This is a genomic window from Rhodococcus sp. KB6 (assembly GCF_001445685.1).
Taxonomy (GTDB): Bacteria; Actinomycetota; Actinomycetes; order Mycobacteriales; family Mycobacteriaceae; genus Rhodococcus_F; species Rhodococcus_F qingshengii.
In genome coordinates, this window is sequence record NZ_LNAK01000154.1 from 38,431 (window position 1) to 55,541 (window position 17,111).

A 17,111-nucleotide genomic window follows, 5' to 3' on the forward strand; every position below is an offset into this window, starting at 1 on the left:
TGTTGGCTCCTCGCTGCATCAACCGTCGCTGCGGCGCTCACCGACAACTCAATACAGGATATCCGGACATACGAGAGCCCCGCGCTGCTGCCAGGTCGGGGGTCAGGCAGCAACACGGGGCTGTCATGAATATCGGTAGCTATTCTGCAGCGTTACACGCCTGCGCGAAAAAGTTTGCAAAGAGTTCGGGGATCCGGCCACCCCTCGTGGCCGGATCCCCGATTACGCATCCCCTCGCGACGATCACTGCAGGTGAGCGCAGTTTTCAGTCGCATGGGGAGATTGTGGAGCGGTTACCGCTCGATGATCGCCGTGACACCCTGGCCACCGGCCGCACAGATCGAGATCAGGCCGCGGCCCGAACCCTTCTCCGCGAGCATCTTTGCGAGGGAAGCCACAATACGTCCGCCGGTCGCCGCGAACGGGTGACCTGCAGCCAAGGACGATCCGTTGACATTGAGCTTGCTTCGGTCGATCGATCCCAATGCGCCGTCGAGGCCGAGGCGTTCCTTGCAGTACTCGTCCGACTCGAAGGCCTGCAGGGTTGCGAGAACCACCGAAGCGAAGGCTTCGTGGATCTCGTAGTAATCGAAGTCCTGCAAGGTCAGACCGTTGCGGGCCAGCAAACGCGGGATCGCGTACGTGGGAGCCATGAGCAACCCGTCTTTGCCGTGGACGTAGTCGACGGCAGCGGTTTCGGAATCGACGAGGTGCGCCAGAACCGGAAGATTGCGCTCGGCTGCCCACTCGTCGGTGGAGAGGAGCACTGCAGAAGCGCCGTCGGTGAGCGGCGTCGAGTTGCCTGCCGTCATCGTCGCGTCGCCGAGCTTGGTACCGAAGACGGGCTTGAGCGTCGACAGCTTCTCGACGGTCGAACCGGGACGGAGGTTGTCGTCGCGGGTCAGGCCGAGGAACGGGGTGACGAGGTCGTCGAAGAAGCCGCGGTCGTAGGCAGCTGCCATGTTCTTGTGGCTGGCAGCGGCAAGTTCGTCCTGGTCCTCGCGCTTGATGCCGAATTCCTTGGCAGTGATCGCAGCGTGGTCACCCATCGACTTGCCGGTGCGAGGCTCGCCGTTGCGCGGAATCTCCAGGCCGAGCATGCCCGCACGGACGTTGCCGAGCAGCTTGATGCGGTCGCCCGTGGACTTCGCGCGATTGAGGGAGAGCAGGAACTCGCGCGCCTGATCGTTGACGCCGATCGGGGCGTCGGACGTGGTGTCCGTGCCGCCGCCGATGCCCGAATCGATGCGGCCGGCCGAAATGGCGTCGCCGACGGCGATGATCGACTGCAGTCCCGTGCCGCACGCCTGCTGAAGGTCGTACGCCGACGTGTACGGGCTCAGCGCGCTGCCGAGAACGGACTCGCGAATGAGATTGAAATCACGGCTGTGCTTGAGCACCGCACCGCCGACGACCATGCCGAGCTTCTCGCCCTGCAGATTGAATCGGCTCACCAGACCGTCGAGCGTCGCAGTGAACATGTCCTGGTTGGACGCCTGTGCGTACGCCTTGTCCGAGCGTGCGAACGGAATGCGATTTCCGCCGACGATCGCAACCGGACGGCGCTGACCTGCAGAATTTGCAGCGGCTGCGGCCGGTGCAGTGCGCGGTGCGGCGGGCTTTGCATTTGAACGGGCTTTGCTTGTCACTTGCGTCTCCAAGGATGGTGCGATTACCTGTTGAAGACTATTCTTACTCAGTAGTAAGTTACTTGTCTATCGCCGCATTCTTTCGATTGCCCGGTGAGAGACAACCCGAAACACAACAGAAGGTAGGACCGTGGCAGCCAGCAAGGGAGCTCCCGACCTCTATTCACAGTTCCTCTCGTCCGCCCCCGGCGCATTCATCGCGTCGAAGGCCGGCCTGCCCAGGCCCGAGAACCTGCGTCGCTACAAAGCAGGGGAACCCGCACTCGCCGGACCTGTCCTCATCGGCGGCAAGGGTCGACTCGCAGAACCACTTCGCGTACTGCTCTCCGACTACCCGGCGGCTCAGGCACACGACAGCAGCTTCGGCGGACTCGTGTTCGACGCCACCGGAATCACTCAGGTCAGCGAGCTCGAGCAGCTGTTCGAGTTCTTCCAGCCCGTGATCCGCAACCTCGCACCGTCGGCTCGCGTCGTCGTTCTCGGCACGACGCCGGAAGAAACGTCGAGCGTCGACGAGCATGTCGCGCAGCGCGCTCTGGAAGGCTTCACCCGCAGCGTCGGCAAGGAGATCAAGCGCGGCTCCACCGCTCAGCTGGTCTACGTCTCCCCCAAGGCATCCACCGGACTCTCCGGCGTGGAATCGACTCTGCGCTTTCTCCTTTCGGCAAAGTCCGCCTTCGTCGACGGCCAGGTCATCGTCGTCGGCGCTGAAGATTCCGTCGCGCCCGCAAGCTGGGACAAGCCACTCGAAGGCAAGGTTGCCGTCGTCACCGGCGCAGCCCGCGGTATCGGCGCCACCATCGCCGAGGTCCTGGCCCGCGACGGCGCGCACGTCGTCTGCGCTGACATCCCGGCCGCCGGCGAAGCGCTGTCCGAGACCGCGAACAAGGTCGGCGGCACGTCCCTCGCCCTCGACGTCACGGCAGCCGACGCAGCCGAGGTCCTCGCAGCTCACCTCCTCGAGCGTCACGGTGGAGCGGACATCATCGTCCACAACGCCGGCATCACCCGCGACAAGACCCTCGCCAACATGGACGAGGGCCGCTGGAACATGGTCATGAACGTCAATCTTCTTGCACCGCAGAAGATCACCGAGCACCTCGTCGAGAAGGGCGCCCTCAAGGAAGGCGGCCGCGTCGTCGACGTCTCCTCCATCGCCGGCATCGCGGGCAACCGCGGCCAGACCAACTACGGCACCTCCAAGGCCGGCGTCATCGGTCTCGTACACGCCGAAGCTCCCGTCCTGGCGAAGAAGAACATCACCATCAACGCCGTCGCACCGGGCTTCATCGAGACCGCCATGACCGCAGCCATCCCCTTCGCCACCCGCGAAGCCGGCCGCCGCATGAGCTCGCTCCTGCAGGGCGGCGAGACCGTCGACGTCGCCGAGACCGTCGCATACTTCGCCAGCCCGGCCTCCAATGCCGTTACGGGACAGGTCGTTCGCGTCTGCGGCCAGAGCCTCCTGGGCGCATGATGGCAACAAAGACCGTCGCGCTCACCGAGCAGCCGAAGACCCTCGACATCTACTCCCGCGCGGTACTGGGATTGTTGCCGTGGAACAAGTCCAACTCGCGCTCGGTGCCACAGCAGACCTTCACCCTCACCGGATTGAAGGTCGACACCGACAATCTGGCGGCGTACTGCCGCGTGACCGGACTGCGGTTCGGCGACACTCTGCCGATCACGTACCCCTTCACCTTGGCCTTCCCGACCGTGATGAAGCTGATGGTGTCGAAGGACTTCCCCTTCGCCGCCGTCGGCTCCGTTCACGCCGAGAACGTCATCGAATCGCTGCGGCCCATCTCCGTCAGCGAACCGCTGGACCTCTCGGTGCATGCCGAGAACCTGCGTGAGCACCGCAAGGGCCTGCTGATCGACGTGATCACCGAAATTCGGGTGGGACGGGAACTGGTCTGGCGACAGACCTCGAGCTTCCTGAACCAGCAGAAGACCTCCCTGTCCGGCCAGCCCGGTCCGGAGCCCAAGGCCGACGAGGTCCCCCCGATGCCGATGAGCACCATCCGCGTCGACCAGACCACGATCAGCAAGTACGCCGCTGTCTCCGGCGACCGTAATCCGATTCACGTCTCGTCTCTGGGCGCGAAGGCTTTCGGTTTCCCGAAGACCATTGCTCACGGAATGTGGAGTGCCGCGGCAGTTCTGCGGACCGTCGAGGGGTCCGTCGCGGACAAGGTCACCTACAGCGTGCGTTTCGGCAAGCCGATTCTGCTACCGGCGACGCTGAATGCCTACGCTGATCGCACCGACGACGGCTGGGATCTGTCACTGCGCCACCCGAAGAAGGGTTACCCGCACGTCACTGCGACGCTGCGCTGACCTGAGTTTTGTCGGGTTCCCACCCTCCCCAATTGAGCGAACGTACCTTTCGGCGCCTTGGATGCGCTGAAAGGTACGTTCGCTCAGATTGGTTTGAGAGCTATTCGGACTTCTTCTTGCCCGACAGACCGCGCCACGCGAGGGATTCGAGTAGATCCGCTGCGGCATCCACTTCGATTTCCCCACCCGCAACCCGGTCCGCTACCGCCTCACCGGCGCCGACGAGCGCGATGGCAATGATCCCGTAATCGTGCGCGGCATCAGGATCCTTGGTGCTGGACTCGAGCAGATGTGCGGTCAACTCGATCAACCGATCGCGACTGGACTGCACGGTGCCCGCAAAAGCCTGCTGCCCGACGGCCTGACGGTAGAGCACCATCCACGACTTGCGGTTTGCGCCCACGAACCCGAGGAAGCCCTCGAGAGCGGCGCGCAATTGTTCACGCGGAGTCAGGTTCGGCGCGCCGGCCGGGGCGAGGGCCTCGAGGAAGCGGAGCCCTTCACGATGAATGCACGCCGCGAACAACTCTTCCTTCGAGCCGTAGTACAGGTACAGCATCGGCTTCGAGATCTCGGCCTTGGCTGCGATGGTGTCCATCGAAGTTTCGTGAAACCCCCTGTCGGAGAACACGTCCACAGCCGCGTCGAGCATCTGCTGCTCACGCACTGCGCGTGGCAGTCGCTTGGTACCGCCGGCCATGCTTCCTCCAACCACAGGGTAAATGTCGATCTTACTCTACGGTAAGATTGCGCGTCGAATCCTGACTTCGACTCAGCAGGTCACGGCACCTTTGGCAGCGGCAACTGTGACCACGGCCTGATCGACCCGCGTCTGCGGAAGCTCACCCGACGCGACGGCCTGCTCGAGATGATCGAGAACCCGCGGAACGTCGTCGGTTGTCAGCCACAATGCCTGATCGACTCCAGCCACCAGCGCAGCCTGAACCGCGTCGGCAATATCGTATCGGTCGGTGATCGCCTGCATGCCGCTGAGGTCGTCGGTGAACACCGGGCCGGTGAACGGCGCTGCGCCGTAACCCACTCCGTCGCGAAGCAACGCAACGGCTGCGGGGCTGATGCTGGCAGGGGTACCGGGCTCGGTCAGACCGGGAACCTCGAGGTGACCCATCATGACGCCGACTCCGGTTCCCGACAGCTCACGGAAGGGAATCAGGTCCGACGCGATCAGATCCTGTAGCGGCGGCGTGGTCACCTCGCCCCGGTGCGAGTCACCCGACGCGCTGCCGTGCCCCGGAAAGTGCTTGATCACCGGGAAGATTCCGGCGTCGCGCATCCCCTGCGCGTACGCACCGGCGTAGGCAACCACGGTCTGGGGGTCGTCGGAGTACGAGCGGTCCCCGATCACGGAGTCGTCGGGTTGGCTGCTGACGTCGACGTCGGGGGCGTAGTTGACGGTGATCCCGAGATCCTTCAAACCGCGTCCACGCTCGAGTGCCATCTGGTACGTCTGTTCCACTGTCATGGTCTGCGCCGTTTCCCTGGCCGACGGATCGGGCCCGAGGATGTCCGCGACGCGCGAAACCCGTCCACCTTCTTCGTCGATCGTCACCATCAACGGCAACTTCGACGCCGAAGCAACCTGCGGCACTTCACGATTGGTGAGCATCGACTGATCGGTCCAACTTCCGACGAAGATGCCGCCGATCTCCTCGTTCTGGACTATCGACAATGCGTCGTCGGTCCCGGTGACGCCGACGTTGAGCAGCTGGGCAAGTTTCTGACGCAGGGACAGCGAAGCCAGAAGGTCGCTACCGCACGATGCGGCGACGGGTGCGGAGCTCGATGCCGCAGGCGTCGACGTGATCTCGGTGCTGGTGCTGGTCGGGGCGCTCGAAACCGGATCGGCGGTCCCGTTTTCGCCCGAGCATCCCGCAACCAACCCTCCGCACAATGCAATGGTCGTTGCAGCCTTCAGAAACTTGATCCGCATACCTCGACCGTAACGGACCCGGTACCCATACACTCCCTCACGGGCACATCGGGACGGTAGCCTGGAAGAGAACCGATTCCCCCGCTGACGAGGAGGTCGTGATGCCACAAGGTCTGATGCTCATCGCGTACGACGGTTCCGACAACGCCAAGCGTGCAGTCGACTATGCGGGGCGTTTCCTCTCCGCCAATCGTGCTGTTCTCGTCACTGCCTGGGAGCCCATGGTTCGCCAGGCCGCTCGCATGTCCGGCCTGTCCGGGGTGATGCAACCGGAGTGGGTTCCCGACGACGACGTCGAGGACATCGCGTACACCGACGCCAAAGTCACCCTCGCCGAGGGCGTCGCACTGGCCGAGGCCGCAGGCCTGACCGTCGAAGGTAGAAGCGCCGAGTGCCGATCCGCGATCTGGTCTGCAATCGTCGAAACCGCAGACGAATTGGACGTCGACATCATCGTGACCGGCACCCGCGGCACCACGGGTTTGCGGTCGCTACTGCAGAGCAGCGTCGCGGATCATGTTCTGCGTCACAGTCATCGGCCGGTGTTGATCGTCCCTCCGGGGAAGTGACCTTCGCGCATTCCTGATCCGTGGCCGACTAGTGTCGAAAGCACCATGGACGGTTTTGTTCTCTCGCGCCCCGATCACAGCGTGGTCACCCGCGGCGTACAACGCAGCTTCGACAGCTCCGACGCGGCCACCCACGCTCTGTCGGCAGGTACGACAAAGCTGATCGTCGGAGCGCTCCCCTTCGACCCGGCTGCCGCAACGGCGTTGTACGAACCTGCCGAGGCGACGATCGCGTCGCGGCCGTGGCAACCGCGCGATCCCCAGGCCCTGCCCACGACCCGGGTTGACCGGGAGATCCCGTCGTCGTCGGAGCATCTTCGTCGGGTGGAAAAGTTGATCGGACGCCTCCGCAGTGGAGAGATCGACAAGGTTGTCGCGGCTCGCACTGTGGAACTTCGCACGCAGACCCCGATCTCCCCAACCGCGCTCGCCGCACGCATGGCGGCGCTCAATCCCGTCGCCAACACCTTTGCCGTCGACCTCTCTGCTGCGGGAGCCGAATTCGAGGGCCACAGCCTGGTCGGCGCGACGCCCGAAGTATTGGTCAGTCGACGCGGGCGCGTCGTGACGTGTCGCCCGTTGGCCGGGACCACCAAGCGATCCGCCGACGCCGATCAAGACCGCGAGGCAGGCGAAAGCCTTCTGCATTCGACGAAGAATCTGGCCGAGCACGCCTTCGTGACGTCGTGGATCCGCGAGGTCCTGCAACCGATGTGCAGTGATCTGTCGGTGCCGCCAAGTCCCGAACTGACCAATACTCACGAGGTCTGGCACTTGGCCAGCCCGATCCGCGGCACACTGCGAAACGACACTACTGCGCTCGACCTCGCCATCGCGCTGCATCCGACGCCCGCGCTGTGCGGAACACCCACTGACGCGGCGCTGAAAGTCATCCGCGAGACCGAGGAGCCGCGCCGTTTCTACGGCGGCGCCGTGGGATGGTGCGACGAGGCCGGTGACGGCGATTGGGTGGTTGCCATCCGCTGCGCCGAGATCAGTGCAGACGGCCGCAACGCCTGGGCCAGCGCGGGTGGTGGAATTGTCGCCGAATCGGATCCGCAGGACGAACTCGACGAGACGTCCACGAAACTGCGCACTCTGTTGACCGCGCTTGGCGCCGAAACCCTCGACTGACCAGCACGTCACGAGGGTAATCGTCCGGATTCTCGAGTGCGGGTGATACCTTGACCCGAGCAGTTCGTACGGGCCGGTAAGTCCGTCCGACCGCGAACGACCGACTAACGACCAATTGGGAGATCCGCGATGACGAAGTTCCTTGTCCCCGGTGTGGCCAGCGCTGTCATCGGTGCCGTTCTGGGTGCCGGCGTCATCTTCGGTGTCACGGCCGCCGCGTCGGACAACACTCGTCCCGAGATCGACCGCAGCGGAAACGCAGATTCTTCCGTGCTGAACCAGGTTGAGTACGGCAGCCGCTGAGAGCGCAGGCCTCGCGAGTTCCCGTTCTTCCGCCGACGCAGCGGTGTCTTCGGTAGACACCGCCCCGTCGGCAGAGCCCCTGTCGAAGCGGTGGCTGTTCGGCGCCTCCGTCGTAGCGTTTCTTCTCACTTTTCTGCAATCGCCGGGTCTGATCACCGCTGACACCAAGTACGACCTGACGCAGAATCCGTTCGGTTTTCTCGAACGCGCGTCGCATCAGTGGAGTAGTCAGGCCCCGCTCGGCCAGGTTCAGAACCAGGCCTACGGATATTTCTTTCCGCACGGGCCGTTCTTCGCGCTCGGCGAGTTGGCGAACGTTCCGCCGTGGGTCACCCAGCGCATCTGGTGGGCGCTGCTTCTGATCGCGGGTTTCTGGGGCATCATCCGCGTTGGCGAGGCTCTCGGAATCGGCAGCCGTAGTTCGCGCGTCATCGCAGCGGTTGCCTTTGTTCTCTCTCCCCGCGTGCTGACCACTCTCGGTTCGATTTCCTCGGAAACCCTGCCGATGATGTTGGCGCCGTGGGTGTTGTTGCCGGTGGTTTTGGCCTTCGGCCCTGTGCGTGGAAAAGGGGTCCCTGGACTCCCTGACCACTCACGGGGGTTGAGGCGGTTGGCCGCACAATCCGCACTTGCCGTCGCACTCATGGGTTCGATCAACGCCGTCGCCACCGCCGCGGCCTGCCTGGTCGCGATCATCTGGTGGCTCTCGCACAAACCCAACCGAACATGGCTGACGTTCACCGCGTGGTGGGCGCTGTTCGTCGCTCTCGGCACCCTCTGGTGGATCGTGCCGCTACTTCTGCTCGGCAAGATCAGCCCACCGTTTCTCGACTACATCGAGTCCGCCGGTGTCACCACTCAGTGGGCATCGCTCGCCGAGATACTTCGCGGCACGGACAGTTGGACCCCGTTCGTCTCCCCCGAACGCATTGCCGGCGCCGTCCTGGTCACCCAACCCGCAGCAGTCGTCGCCACCGGCCTGGTTGCCGCCGCCGGCCTCGCCGGGCTCTGCATGCGGTCCATGCCTGCTCGCGGCCGGCTGACGCTCATCCTGTTCGTCGGTATCACCGGCCTGGCCGCGGGTTACGTGGGTGAACTCAGCTCGCCGGTGTCGGAGTCGGTGCGCCTGTTCCTCGACTCGGCAGGCGCGCCGCTGCGCAACGTCCACAAGCTCGAGCCGTTGGTCCGTCTGCCGCTGGTGCTCGGACTCGCACACCTGCTGGCCAAAGTGCCACTGCCGGGATCGGTTCCACTCGCCCGATGGCGCCGCGCGTTCGCCCATCCCGAGCGCGAACCGATGGTCGCACTGACCAGCCTGATCCTCGTTGCCCTCACCCTCTCGACCGCCTTGGCCTGGACGGGAAAGCTCGCTCCCCGCGGTGCGTATCCGGACGTCCCCTCGTACTGGAACGAGGCGGCGCAGTGGCTCGAGGACAACACCTCCCCCGGATCGGAAGCCGAACGTGCCCTGGTCGTCCCGGGAGCGCCCTTCGGCAGCCAGGTGTGGGGTCTGACGCGTGACGAACCGCTTCAGGCGTTGGCGAGTACGCCGTGGGCAGTACGTGACTCGGTCCCGCTGACCCCTCCCGGCGCCATCCGAGCGCTCGATTCGGTGCAACGTCTCATCGCCGACGGACGTCCGTCGGACGGCCTCGCACAGACCTTGCTGGGGCAGGGCATCCACTACCTGGTGATGCGCAACGACCTCGACGGCGAAACGTCGCGCTCGGCCAGGCCGATTCTCGTGCACCAGGCGGTCGAAGGCTCTCCTGGAATCGAACGAGTCGCGCACTTCGGTGAGGACAACAGCCCCGAACCGATCGAAGGGCTGGTCGCGGACAGCGATCTGCGCCCCGGTTACCCGGCCATCGAGATCTTCGAGGTCACCCCGCCCGACGGCACCGCGGCGGTCAGCGGACCGTACTCCGTCGACCTGAACCAGGTTCCGCGCATACAAGGTGGGCCGGAATCGTCTGTGCGACTTCACGAAAGTGGGCTGGTTCCGGGGACCGGGCCGATGATTCTTGCCGCCGACGCCGAAGCTGCGGGACTGCCCGTCGATTCTGTCACCGTCACCGACACACCGCGCGATCGGGAAACCGATTTCGGTCAGGTCGACAACCACAGTTCCGCCCTGCGCACCCCTGACGACGCTCGTCGTACCTACAATCTGGTGCCCGACTACCCGGTTGCGAACACGCCTCTCGTGGAAGGCCGTTGGATCGGAGCTTCGATCACCGTCTCCAGCGCCGCCTCGGATGCCACCCAGCTGGGCGGCACTTCACCGTCGAGCAGTCCCGCGTCGACGGTCGACGGCGATCCCGCCACCGGCTGGTTCAGCAACGGCATCGAGCGCGCACTGGGCCAGTGGTTGCAGATCGACTTCGACACACCGATTTCCAGTGGGTTGCTTCATCTGACCACCAGTGCCGCGGCAATCGGAGCTCCCGTCAAATGGCTCGAGGTCTCGACACCGAACGGCAGCACAGCGGTGAAGGTGGAGCGTCCCGGTGAGCCCATCACCGTCTCGATCCCGGGCGGCACCACTCCGTGGGTACGCATCACAGCGACTCACACCGAAAACGGATCGCCTGGAACACAGTTCGGCATCAGCGAACTCTCCGTCGAAGACTTCTCCGATCGCAGCGCACCGAAGACCGTACCGATCCGTTTCGACACGGTCCTGCCGAATACGCCGACGGGCGCATCCGTGAACGCCTGGAATCTGAGCCAGGAGTTCCCCGGTCGCAACGCGTGCGCGGACTCGACCGACCGCGTGCGGTGCAGCAATGCATTCATGGCGATACCGGAAGAGCCGAGCCGCTTCCAGCGCACGCTCACGGTGCCCGAAAACACAGTCGTTACACCGACACTGACTGTCCGAGCGCGTCAGGGCAACGCCCTAGAAGATCTGCTTGCCGTCCCAGGCCGAATCACGGCTTCGGGTTCGAGCGACATCGGCGACACACGCGGATCTGCCTTCGCTGCCACCGACGGCGACGCACGCACCACGTGGTCGGCGCCGCAGAGCACCACAGAACCGGGCGGCCCGAAACCGACGCTGACTCTCAATCTTCCCGAGCCCACCCTGGTCACCGGCCTGGACATCACCCGGGGACTCGGCACCCTGCCGTCGCTGCCGACCAGCGTCGCGGTGAATCTCGGCAACGGGCCGCAGGTGCGAGAGCTGCCCGAACCCTCGGACGACACGCCTCGAACCAGTCGAATTACCCTCTCCCCCTTCGTCACCGACAAGATCGTCCTGAGCATCACCGATTGGGAACCGGTCCTCGATCAGACGGCGCTCGGCTTCGCCCAGGCGCAGCCCACCGGCCTCGCCGAGGTCGGCGTCATCGGTGCCGACGGAACCCCGATCGCCGGTTCGGGAGTGCAGGGCTCGGACTCATTCGACAACCGCACCGTCACCGTCACCTGTGGCGACGGCCCGACCATTTCGGTTGCCGGACAGCAATTCCCCACCTCGATCACGGCGACGGCGACGCAACTTCGGACCGGCGCACCCGTCGAGGCACGTGTGTGCGGTCTGGACGCTTCGGCGACTTTGCCGGCGGGCCAGCCCGAAGTGGTCGTCGAACCAGGACCGGCATTCTCGGTCGACAACCTCGATCTGACGGCGGTCGGTCCTTCAGCCGCGCAACGGAATACACCGCTCGAATCGACCTCGTGGACGGCGAATCACCGGGAACTCACCGTCACGAACTCGTCCACCGATCAGCTGATCGTCAATCCCGAGAGCACCAGCATCGGTTGGATCGCCACGGCGCCGGACGGTTCCGAGCTGACGCCGGTGGTCGTGAACGGTTGGCAGCAGGGCTGGATCGTGCCGGCAGGCACCGCGGGAACCGTCACCATCGACTTCCCCAGCGACCGTTGGTACCGCCTCGGCATATTCGGCGGGCTCGTGTTGCTGATCCCGCTGCTGTTCGCGGCACTTGTCCCCACTCGCCGAGAGCCCAAGTCCCTCACACCACCCCGTCCGTGGCGCAGCGTCGCGGCAGGATGGGTCGGCGTGCTCGCGGCGGCCACCGTCATCGGCGGCGGAGTGGGAGCGGCGATCGCAGTTGTGTGCTCGATCCTCGGACTTGCCGCGCTGCGAATCTTCGGCCCGGCTCGGACCGCACGCATTCTCGTCGGCACCGCCGGCGTGGCCGCGATGATCGGCATCACGCTGCTCTCGACCGGACCGTGGCGAGCACCGGGCGGCTATGTGGGCGACTCGTTCGCGATTCAGTTCTCGATGTTGGTGGCCTTGGTCGTGACCGGGTTGGCCGCGTTGCCCTTTGCCGGTTCACCGATATGGCGGCGCTTCTCCCAGCGCGTCACCGCGACGCGCGCCGGTTCCTCCACCAAGGCGTAACTGGCCGAGGCCACAGCGACGCTCAGGACGACCGTCAACGCCAGGACGTAGAAGAAGCTGCCCGAGAACGGAACTATGCCGAACACGGGGAACACAGCGTTCAGTACGGCCAGGTGCCAGATGAACAGGCCGTAGGACCAGCGTCCGATTGCCAGCGCCAGCGGGCTCGCCAGGAATCGATGCTGCGATTGATCGCGCAACACCAATGGCGCGATCAACGAAAAACTGATGATCGCGCCGAGTGCAATCTTGATCGCGTACTGCCACGGCTCCGGCCGCACCAGACCTTCGGGCCCGGCCAGATCGGTGCACGAGAGAACGAAGGCCACAAACGCAACAAAAGTCAGGAGCACCCGCCGGTGCGCGAGGCGATGCATCCACGTCGACGGGCCCACGGCCAACTCGGCCAGCACCATGCCTGCGCCGAACCACGGCAGGTAGCCCGGCAGCCAGTTGTCGTGGTGAATGGCGTCCGGAGTCGGGATCGGAATGAAAGCCCACGTCAGCGCCAACACTGACACCCCGAGCAGAAGCGGTAGCCGGAACCGGGCCGAGTTTCCGCGTAGTCGCACCATCAGATACGCGAACAGCGGCAGTAGTACATAGAACGCAACCTCGACCGACAGGCTCCACATCTGCGTGAGGCCCTCGGTGAGTGTCAACGGCACGAACACCTGCGCCAACCCGAGATTCGCCAGCCATACCTGGTAGCCCCCGCCGGCTCCGGGCAGGAACAGCAGGATCAGCACCACCGCCACCCAGTACGCCGGCAGGATTCGCGTTGCACGGGAGATCCAATATCGGACCGTCGGCTGCGGTTGCCCGATTCCGCGGGCCTTTGCCGCGTGGGGGCGCCACAGGAGAAATCCGGACAAGGCAAAGAACACCGCTACGGCGAGATCGAGTCGACCGAACGCGCGCCCGATCGCGCGGGACTGCGCTTCACCGGTTTGGAACGCGACATGGGTGACGAGGACACCGAGCGCCGCCAATCCACGCATACCGTCCAAAGCCGGAACGAAGCCCCGAGCCTGTGGCGGGACCGTCTGAGGGGAATTCGTGGAACTGATCATCACGGATAAGTGTGCACCCCAGGCCGATTGAGGGAAACCACCAGGGACTCACAACAAAATGCCTGGCCAATTCATGCCCTCATGCGACAAACCGGGCCGGTGGACTGTTAGTGTTCTGCCACACATGGTGTCCATCGGGGGCCCCATGCGATCTGCGCAGCTCATATTGTGCCGGTTGGGGAACCTCGAAAGACTTAACGGGTTAGGAGTCACAGCATGGCGGAACGCTCAGGGCCGAGCCGGATACTTCCTTGCATTCTGGTGGGCCTCGGTGCCTTCCTTTTGGCCATCGCCATCCTCATTCCTACCTACACGGTAGGCAAGCTGGAGAAGACGCCACTCGACCTCGAGGTGACCACTGTCGCCACAGGCACCGGTAGCGTCCTCAACTCGGCGGCCCTCCTCGGCGGAAAGGCACAGGTCGACACCAACGTGCCGATCGTCGCTCAGCGCTACGTCACCACGCAGGACCCGTCCGACGCGGACATCATCACCGTCGAAGCCGGCCAGACCGTCCGTCGTACCGACAAGCAGGGCGACACCGGGCTGCTGACCGCAACCCTGGACCGCGTCACGCTCGATCGCGTCAGCTCTATGCCGACCAACGATCCCGTCGGAACCGTCCAGACGTCCAGCGACCAGCCCGCCGAAGAAGTTTCCCGCGACGGTCTGCAGTACAAGTTCCCGTTCAACACGGAACAGAAGAGCTACCCCTACTTCGACCTGAACGCTCGCGCCACGAAGGACATCGACTTCGTCGAAGAGACCGAGATCAACGGTCTGAAGGTGTACCACTTCCAGCAGACGATCGATCCCGTCGACCTGTCGAAGGTCGTCAACTCCCCCACCAACAAGCTGAGCCTGCCCGCCGACACCTGGGGCGTTCCCGGTGGCGCTACTCCGATCACGATGACGCGTTGGTACACCAACGTCCGTGACCTGTGGGTCGAGCCCAAGACCGGCGTCGTCGTCAAGGGCCAGGAGCAGTTGCACCAGTACTACGGACGCAACAAGGACTCGGTCGACGTCGAGGTTCTCAAGGTCACGCTGCCCTTCGACGAAGCAACCATCGAGTACCAGGTCCAGCAGGCACGTGACGGCATGGACAAGCTCTCGCTGTTCGGCCGCACAGTCCCGATCGTGGCAGGTGTCCTCGGTGTCATCGCGCTGATCGCCGGTATCTTCCTCGGCATTCGCGGCGGCAAGGGCGGAACTCCGGCCCGCGCTGCACACGGCGGAACGAACCAGAATCCCAGCGGCCAGGGCTCGCCCGAGCCGGCTCCGGGTGAGCACGACTGGACCTCGGACGACACTCAGGTGATTCCGCGTCCGGATCTGCGCAAGGACTGATTCAGACAGTAAGCAGAGCGCCCCTTCCACACGGAAGGGGCGCTCTGCTGCGTTTCGGGGCTTTGTTGCCGGATCGGCGTACGGATTGGCGCAACGGGTCGTTCCCTCCGCGTGGTTGCGGGCTTAGCGTTTTCTGGAAGTCCAGACCACCCCGAACACGAGGAGCCACATGCCCGCATCAACAGTTCTGGGTTCGCACATCTGTGTCAGCGATCTGACGCGACGGAGATTTGTTGTCGGCACGGCTGCATTCTCCGGGCTGTTCGCCGCCGGTTGCGCGAGGTCCGCCGGTACCGAGGGCGATTCGGCCGGGATGCGCACGGTCACGACCTCGCTCGGAACCTACGACATTCCGGTGACACCGAAACGCGTCGTCGCCATCGACTCCCGACTCGACCTCGAACCAGCCGTTGCGATGGGCCTGCCGGTCATCGCGTACAGCTTCGACGCCGCCGAGCCGTGGGTTCCGGCCGATCCCACGGCACAGGTGTTCGAGGCACCGGTCAACGTCGAGGCAATTCTCGCGCTGGAACCGGACCTGATCATCTGCACCGACATCGGTGAGGCCTCCGACATGTGGCCGCTACAGCAGTTGAGCCAGACAGCGCCTGTGCTTCCGATGGACTTCACGCGCCCGTGGCGCGAGAACATCGATCAGCTGGCGAGTTGGCTGAATCGCACCGAGAACCCCGACGTCCGTCAGGTCATCGGAGCGTACGAGGACAAGGCAGCCGGATTGAAGGAACGCCACGCCCCGAGCTTGGCGAGCAAGCAGATCGTGCTGCTGAACTACGTGAATCAGAAGGTCAACGGCGTCAACCGCAAGGGCATCTCCACACAGGTGGCCGAAGACCTCGGCGTCCAACTCCAGTGGCCGGTCGAGGGACAGAAGGAGATCTCTACCGAAAACCTCGTGACTGCTCTCGACTCGGCCGACGGAATGATCGTCACCACCGCGCCCGGCGTGGATCCCGTCAGCAACGACCGCGCGATGTGGAACCGTATCCGCGCAGTACAAGGCGACAACGTCGTCTACACGGGCGGGAACATCAACTACGGATCCGTCTACACCGCGATGCGTACGCTCGACTACTTCGACGATTTGTTCACGCGTCTGGAGAACTGACGCCGGTGTGAGGTGCCGGCCGGGCGCGGTCGGCACTTCGCACTGCGGCGACGGACACCGACAACGCCGTCGTCGACGCAACCACCACGGCAACGCCGATCAACTCTCCCGGCGTCTTCGCCCACACCAGCATGACCGTCGCCTCCACAACCAGTCCTGCCCACGCCAGAAGGGCCACTCGCGTGCGTTCTGACGCGATTGCGGACAGCAAGGCACCCTGGAGTACCGCTAGCGCTGCACCGTGCAGGGCGAAGGCCCACAGCATCGGAGCCACGGCGGCGTACGCGTCGCCCACGAGCATCGGCACCAGCGGGCCGGCAACCGCCGCCCCCAGAACCAACACGGCGCCGATGCCGACGAGCACCGCCAACGCCGAGCGAACCGCTTGCGCCGAGTGCGCCGGATTCGCCATCTTCGGGTACAGCACGACGCCCACTGCCTGTGGCAGCCAGAACGCCACCTTCGTCGCGACGGCGCCGAGTGCGTAGACACCGGCGTCGTACTCACTGAGGACGACGCGGACGATCAGCAGGTCCAGCGAAGACAACGCGATCAACGCAAGCTGGACTTGTGACGCCGCGAGCACGGAGACGACGCCGATACGCACCGGACGGTCCTCGCTCACCGAGACGGTTCGGTCGACCACTCGAACTATCGCCACCAGCAACGCAGTTCCGGCCGCGCCGGCGACCAATGCCGCGCCTGCTCCGCCACCGAAAGCCAGAACGATCACTGCCGGAAGGACTTTCATCACCCCGGCTCCGGCCAGCACGGCACTGAGAGTGCCGAACCGACCGTGACCCTGCAACAACCCCTGCTCCGTTGCCAGTAGAACCAACATGGGCGCAGTCACCAATGCCGAGAACGACGCCACGATTCCGGTGTCGAGCAGCCACGCCATCGCCGGAGCGAGCGCCACCGCGAGGACGGCGACGATCGCGGTGCATCGATACCCCAACGACCGCAACGCATCTGTGCTCTTGCCACGCACCGCCTCGCGGGCGACCACCGTCTGCAACGCCAAAGCCGGAACCGCAAGTACCAACTGGGCGGCAAGCAGACTCGCGAACTCGCCGTAGCCGACCGGACCCAACCATCGGCTGGCCAACCATGCCAACAGGTACGACGCGACATTGGCCGTCATCGATCCCACCAAAACCATGCCGACCCCGGCCGCGGCGGCGCGATCGAGTGGTTGGCGAGGCATGGCAGTAATGATGCACCACGTATCGTGCGCG

At 64.7% G+C, this 17,111-nt stretch carries 12 protein-coding genes and 1 pseudogene; 8 read left to right on the top strand and 5 right to left on the bottom strand.

Annotated elements, in window-relative coordinates:
* Positions 1-293: 293 nt before the first annotated feature.
* The gene (locus ASU23_RS27665) at positions 294-1,649 is read right to left on the bottom strand and encodes an acetyl-CoA C-acetyltransferase (RefSeq protein WP_003945465.1); all 1,356 of its coding nucleotides are present in this window, start codon (positions 1,647-1,649) and stop codon (positions 294-296) included.
* A gap of 130 nt (positions 1,650-1,779) precedes the next feature.
* Here ASU23_RS27665 and ASU23_RS27670 point away from each other — a divergent pair, with 130 nt between their 5' ends.
* Together ASU23_RS27670 and ASU23_RS27675 are read left to right on the top strand one after the other, a co-directional pair.
* Positions 1,780-3,126 (top strand): 3-oxoacyl-ACP reductase, encoded by a 1,347-nt coding sequence (locus ASU23_RS27670; protein ID WP_003945596.1) that lies wholly within the window; start codon positions 1,780-1,782, stop codon positions 3,124-3,126.
* Positions 3,126-3,989 carry a MaoC/PaaZ C-terminal domain-containing protein gene (locus tag ASU23_RS27675; RefSeq protein ID WP_007734551.1) on the top strand — a complete coding sequence of 288 codons (864 nt, stop codon included), beginning with the start codon at positions 3,126-3,128 and terminating at the stop codon, positions 3,987-3,989. The genes ASU23_RS27670 and ASU23_RS27675 overlap by 1 nt, the downstream gene beginning before the upstream one ends.
* A gap of 100 nt (positions 3,990-4,089) precedes the next feature.
* On the opposite strand, the gene ASU23_RS27680 is transcribed toward ASU23_RS27675, so the two are convergent.
* Entirely contained in the window at positions 4,090-4,689 is a 600-nt protein-coding gene (locus ASU23_RS27680) for a TetR/AcrR family transcriptional regulator (protein ID WP_003945885.1), read from the bottom strand.
* A 72-nt stretch (positions 4,690-4,761) separates the two neighbouring features.
* The gene (locus tag ASU23_RS27685) at positions 4,762-5,940 is read right to left on the bottom strand and encodes a glycoside hydrolase family 3 N-terminal domain-containing protein (protein WP_058039141.1); all 1,179 of its coding nucleotides are present in this window, start codon (positions 5,938-5,940) and stop codon (positions 4,762-4,764) included.
* 101 nt (positions 5,941-6,041) lie between these two features.
* Here ASU23_RS27685 and ASU23_RS27690 point away from each other — a divergent pair, with 101 nt between their 5' ends.
* From ASU23_RS27690 to ASU23_RS35370, 4 genes are all read left to right on the top strand, one after another.
* On the top strand, positions 6,042-6,509 hold the full coding sequence (locus ASU23_RS27690; protein WP_058039142.1) for a universal stress protein: 468 nt from the start codon (positions 6,042-6,044) through the stop codon (positions 6,507-6,509).
* Between the two features lie 45 nt (positions 6,510-6,554).
* Positions 6,555-7,643 carry an isochorismate synthase MenF gene (locus tag ASU23_RS27695; RefSeq protein ID WP_058039143.1) on the top strand — a complete coding sequence of 363 codons (1,089 nt, stop codon included), beginning with the start codon at positions 6,555-6,557 and terminating at the stop codon, positions 7,641-7,643.
* A gap of 129 nt (positions 7,644-7,772) precedes the next feature.
* Positions 7,773-7,946 carry a DUF2613 domain-containing protein gene (locus tag ASU23_RS33620; protein WP_003945488.1) on the top strand — a complete coding sequence of 58 codons (174 nt, stop codon included), beginning with the start codon at positions 7,773-7,775 and terminating at the stop codon, positions 7,944-7,946.
* 43 nt (positions 7,947-7,989) lie between these two features.
* Positions 7,990-12,324, top strand: a complete 4,335-nt coding sequence (locus ASU23_RS35370; protein ID WP_058039144.1) for an alpha-(1->3)-arabinofuranosyltransferase — start codon at positions 7,990-7,992, stop codon at positions 12,322-12,324.
* On the opposite strand, the pseudogene ASU23_RS33625 reads toward ASU23_RS35370, so the two are convergent.
* Positions 12,282-13,397 (bottom strand): annotated as a pseudogene (locus ASU23_RS33625) (acyltransferase family protein); the annotation flags it as partial. The gene ASU23_RS35370 and the pseudogene ASU23_RS33625 overlap by 43 nt on opposite strands.
* Before the next feature lie 216 nt (positions 13,398-13,613).
* Between ASU23_RS33625 and ASU23_RS27710 the strand changes: the two are divergent.
* Entirely contained in the window at positions 13,614-14,747 is a 1,134-nt protein-coding gene (locus ASU23_RS27710) for a DUF3068 domain-containing protein (protein WP_007734539.1), read from the top strand.
* 169 nt (positions 14,748-14,916) lie between these two features.
* Positions 14,917-15,873, top strand: coding sequence for an ABC transporter substrate-binding protein (locus ASU23_RS27715; RefSeq protein WP_058039145.1), 957 nt, complete (start codon positions 14,917-14,919; stop codon positions 15,871-15,873).
* On the opposite strand, the gene ASU23_RS27720 is transcribed toward ASU23_RS27715, so the two are convergent.
* Complete coding sequence (locus ASU23_RS27720) at positions 15,854-17,080, bottom strand: lipopolysaccharide biosynthesis protein (RefSeq protein ID WP_007734534.1); 1,227 nt, start codon at positions 17,078-17,080, stop codon at positions 15,854-15,856. The two genes, ASU23_RS27715 and ASU23_RS27720, sit on opposite strands and share 20 nt — an antisense overlap.
* Between the last annotated feature and the right edge of the window lie 31 nt (positions 17,081-17,111).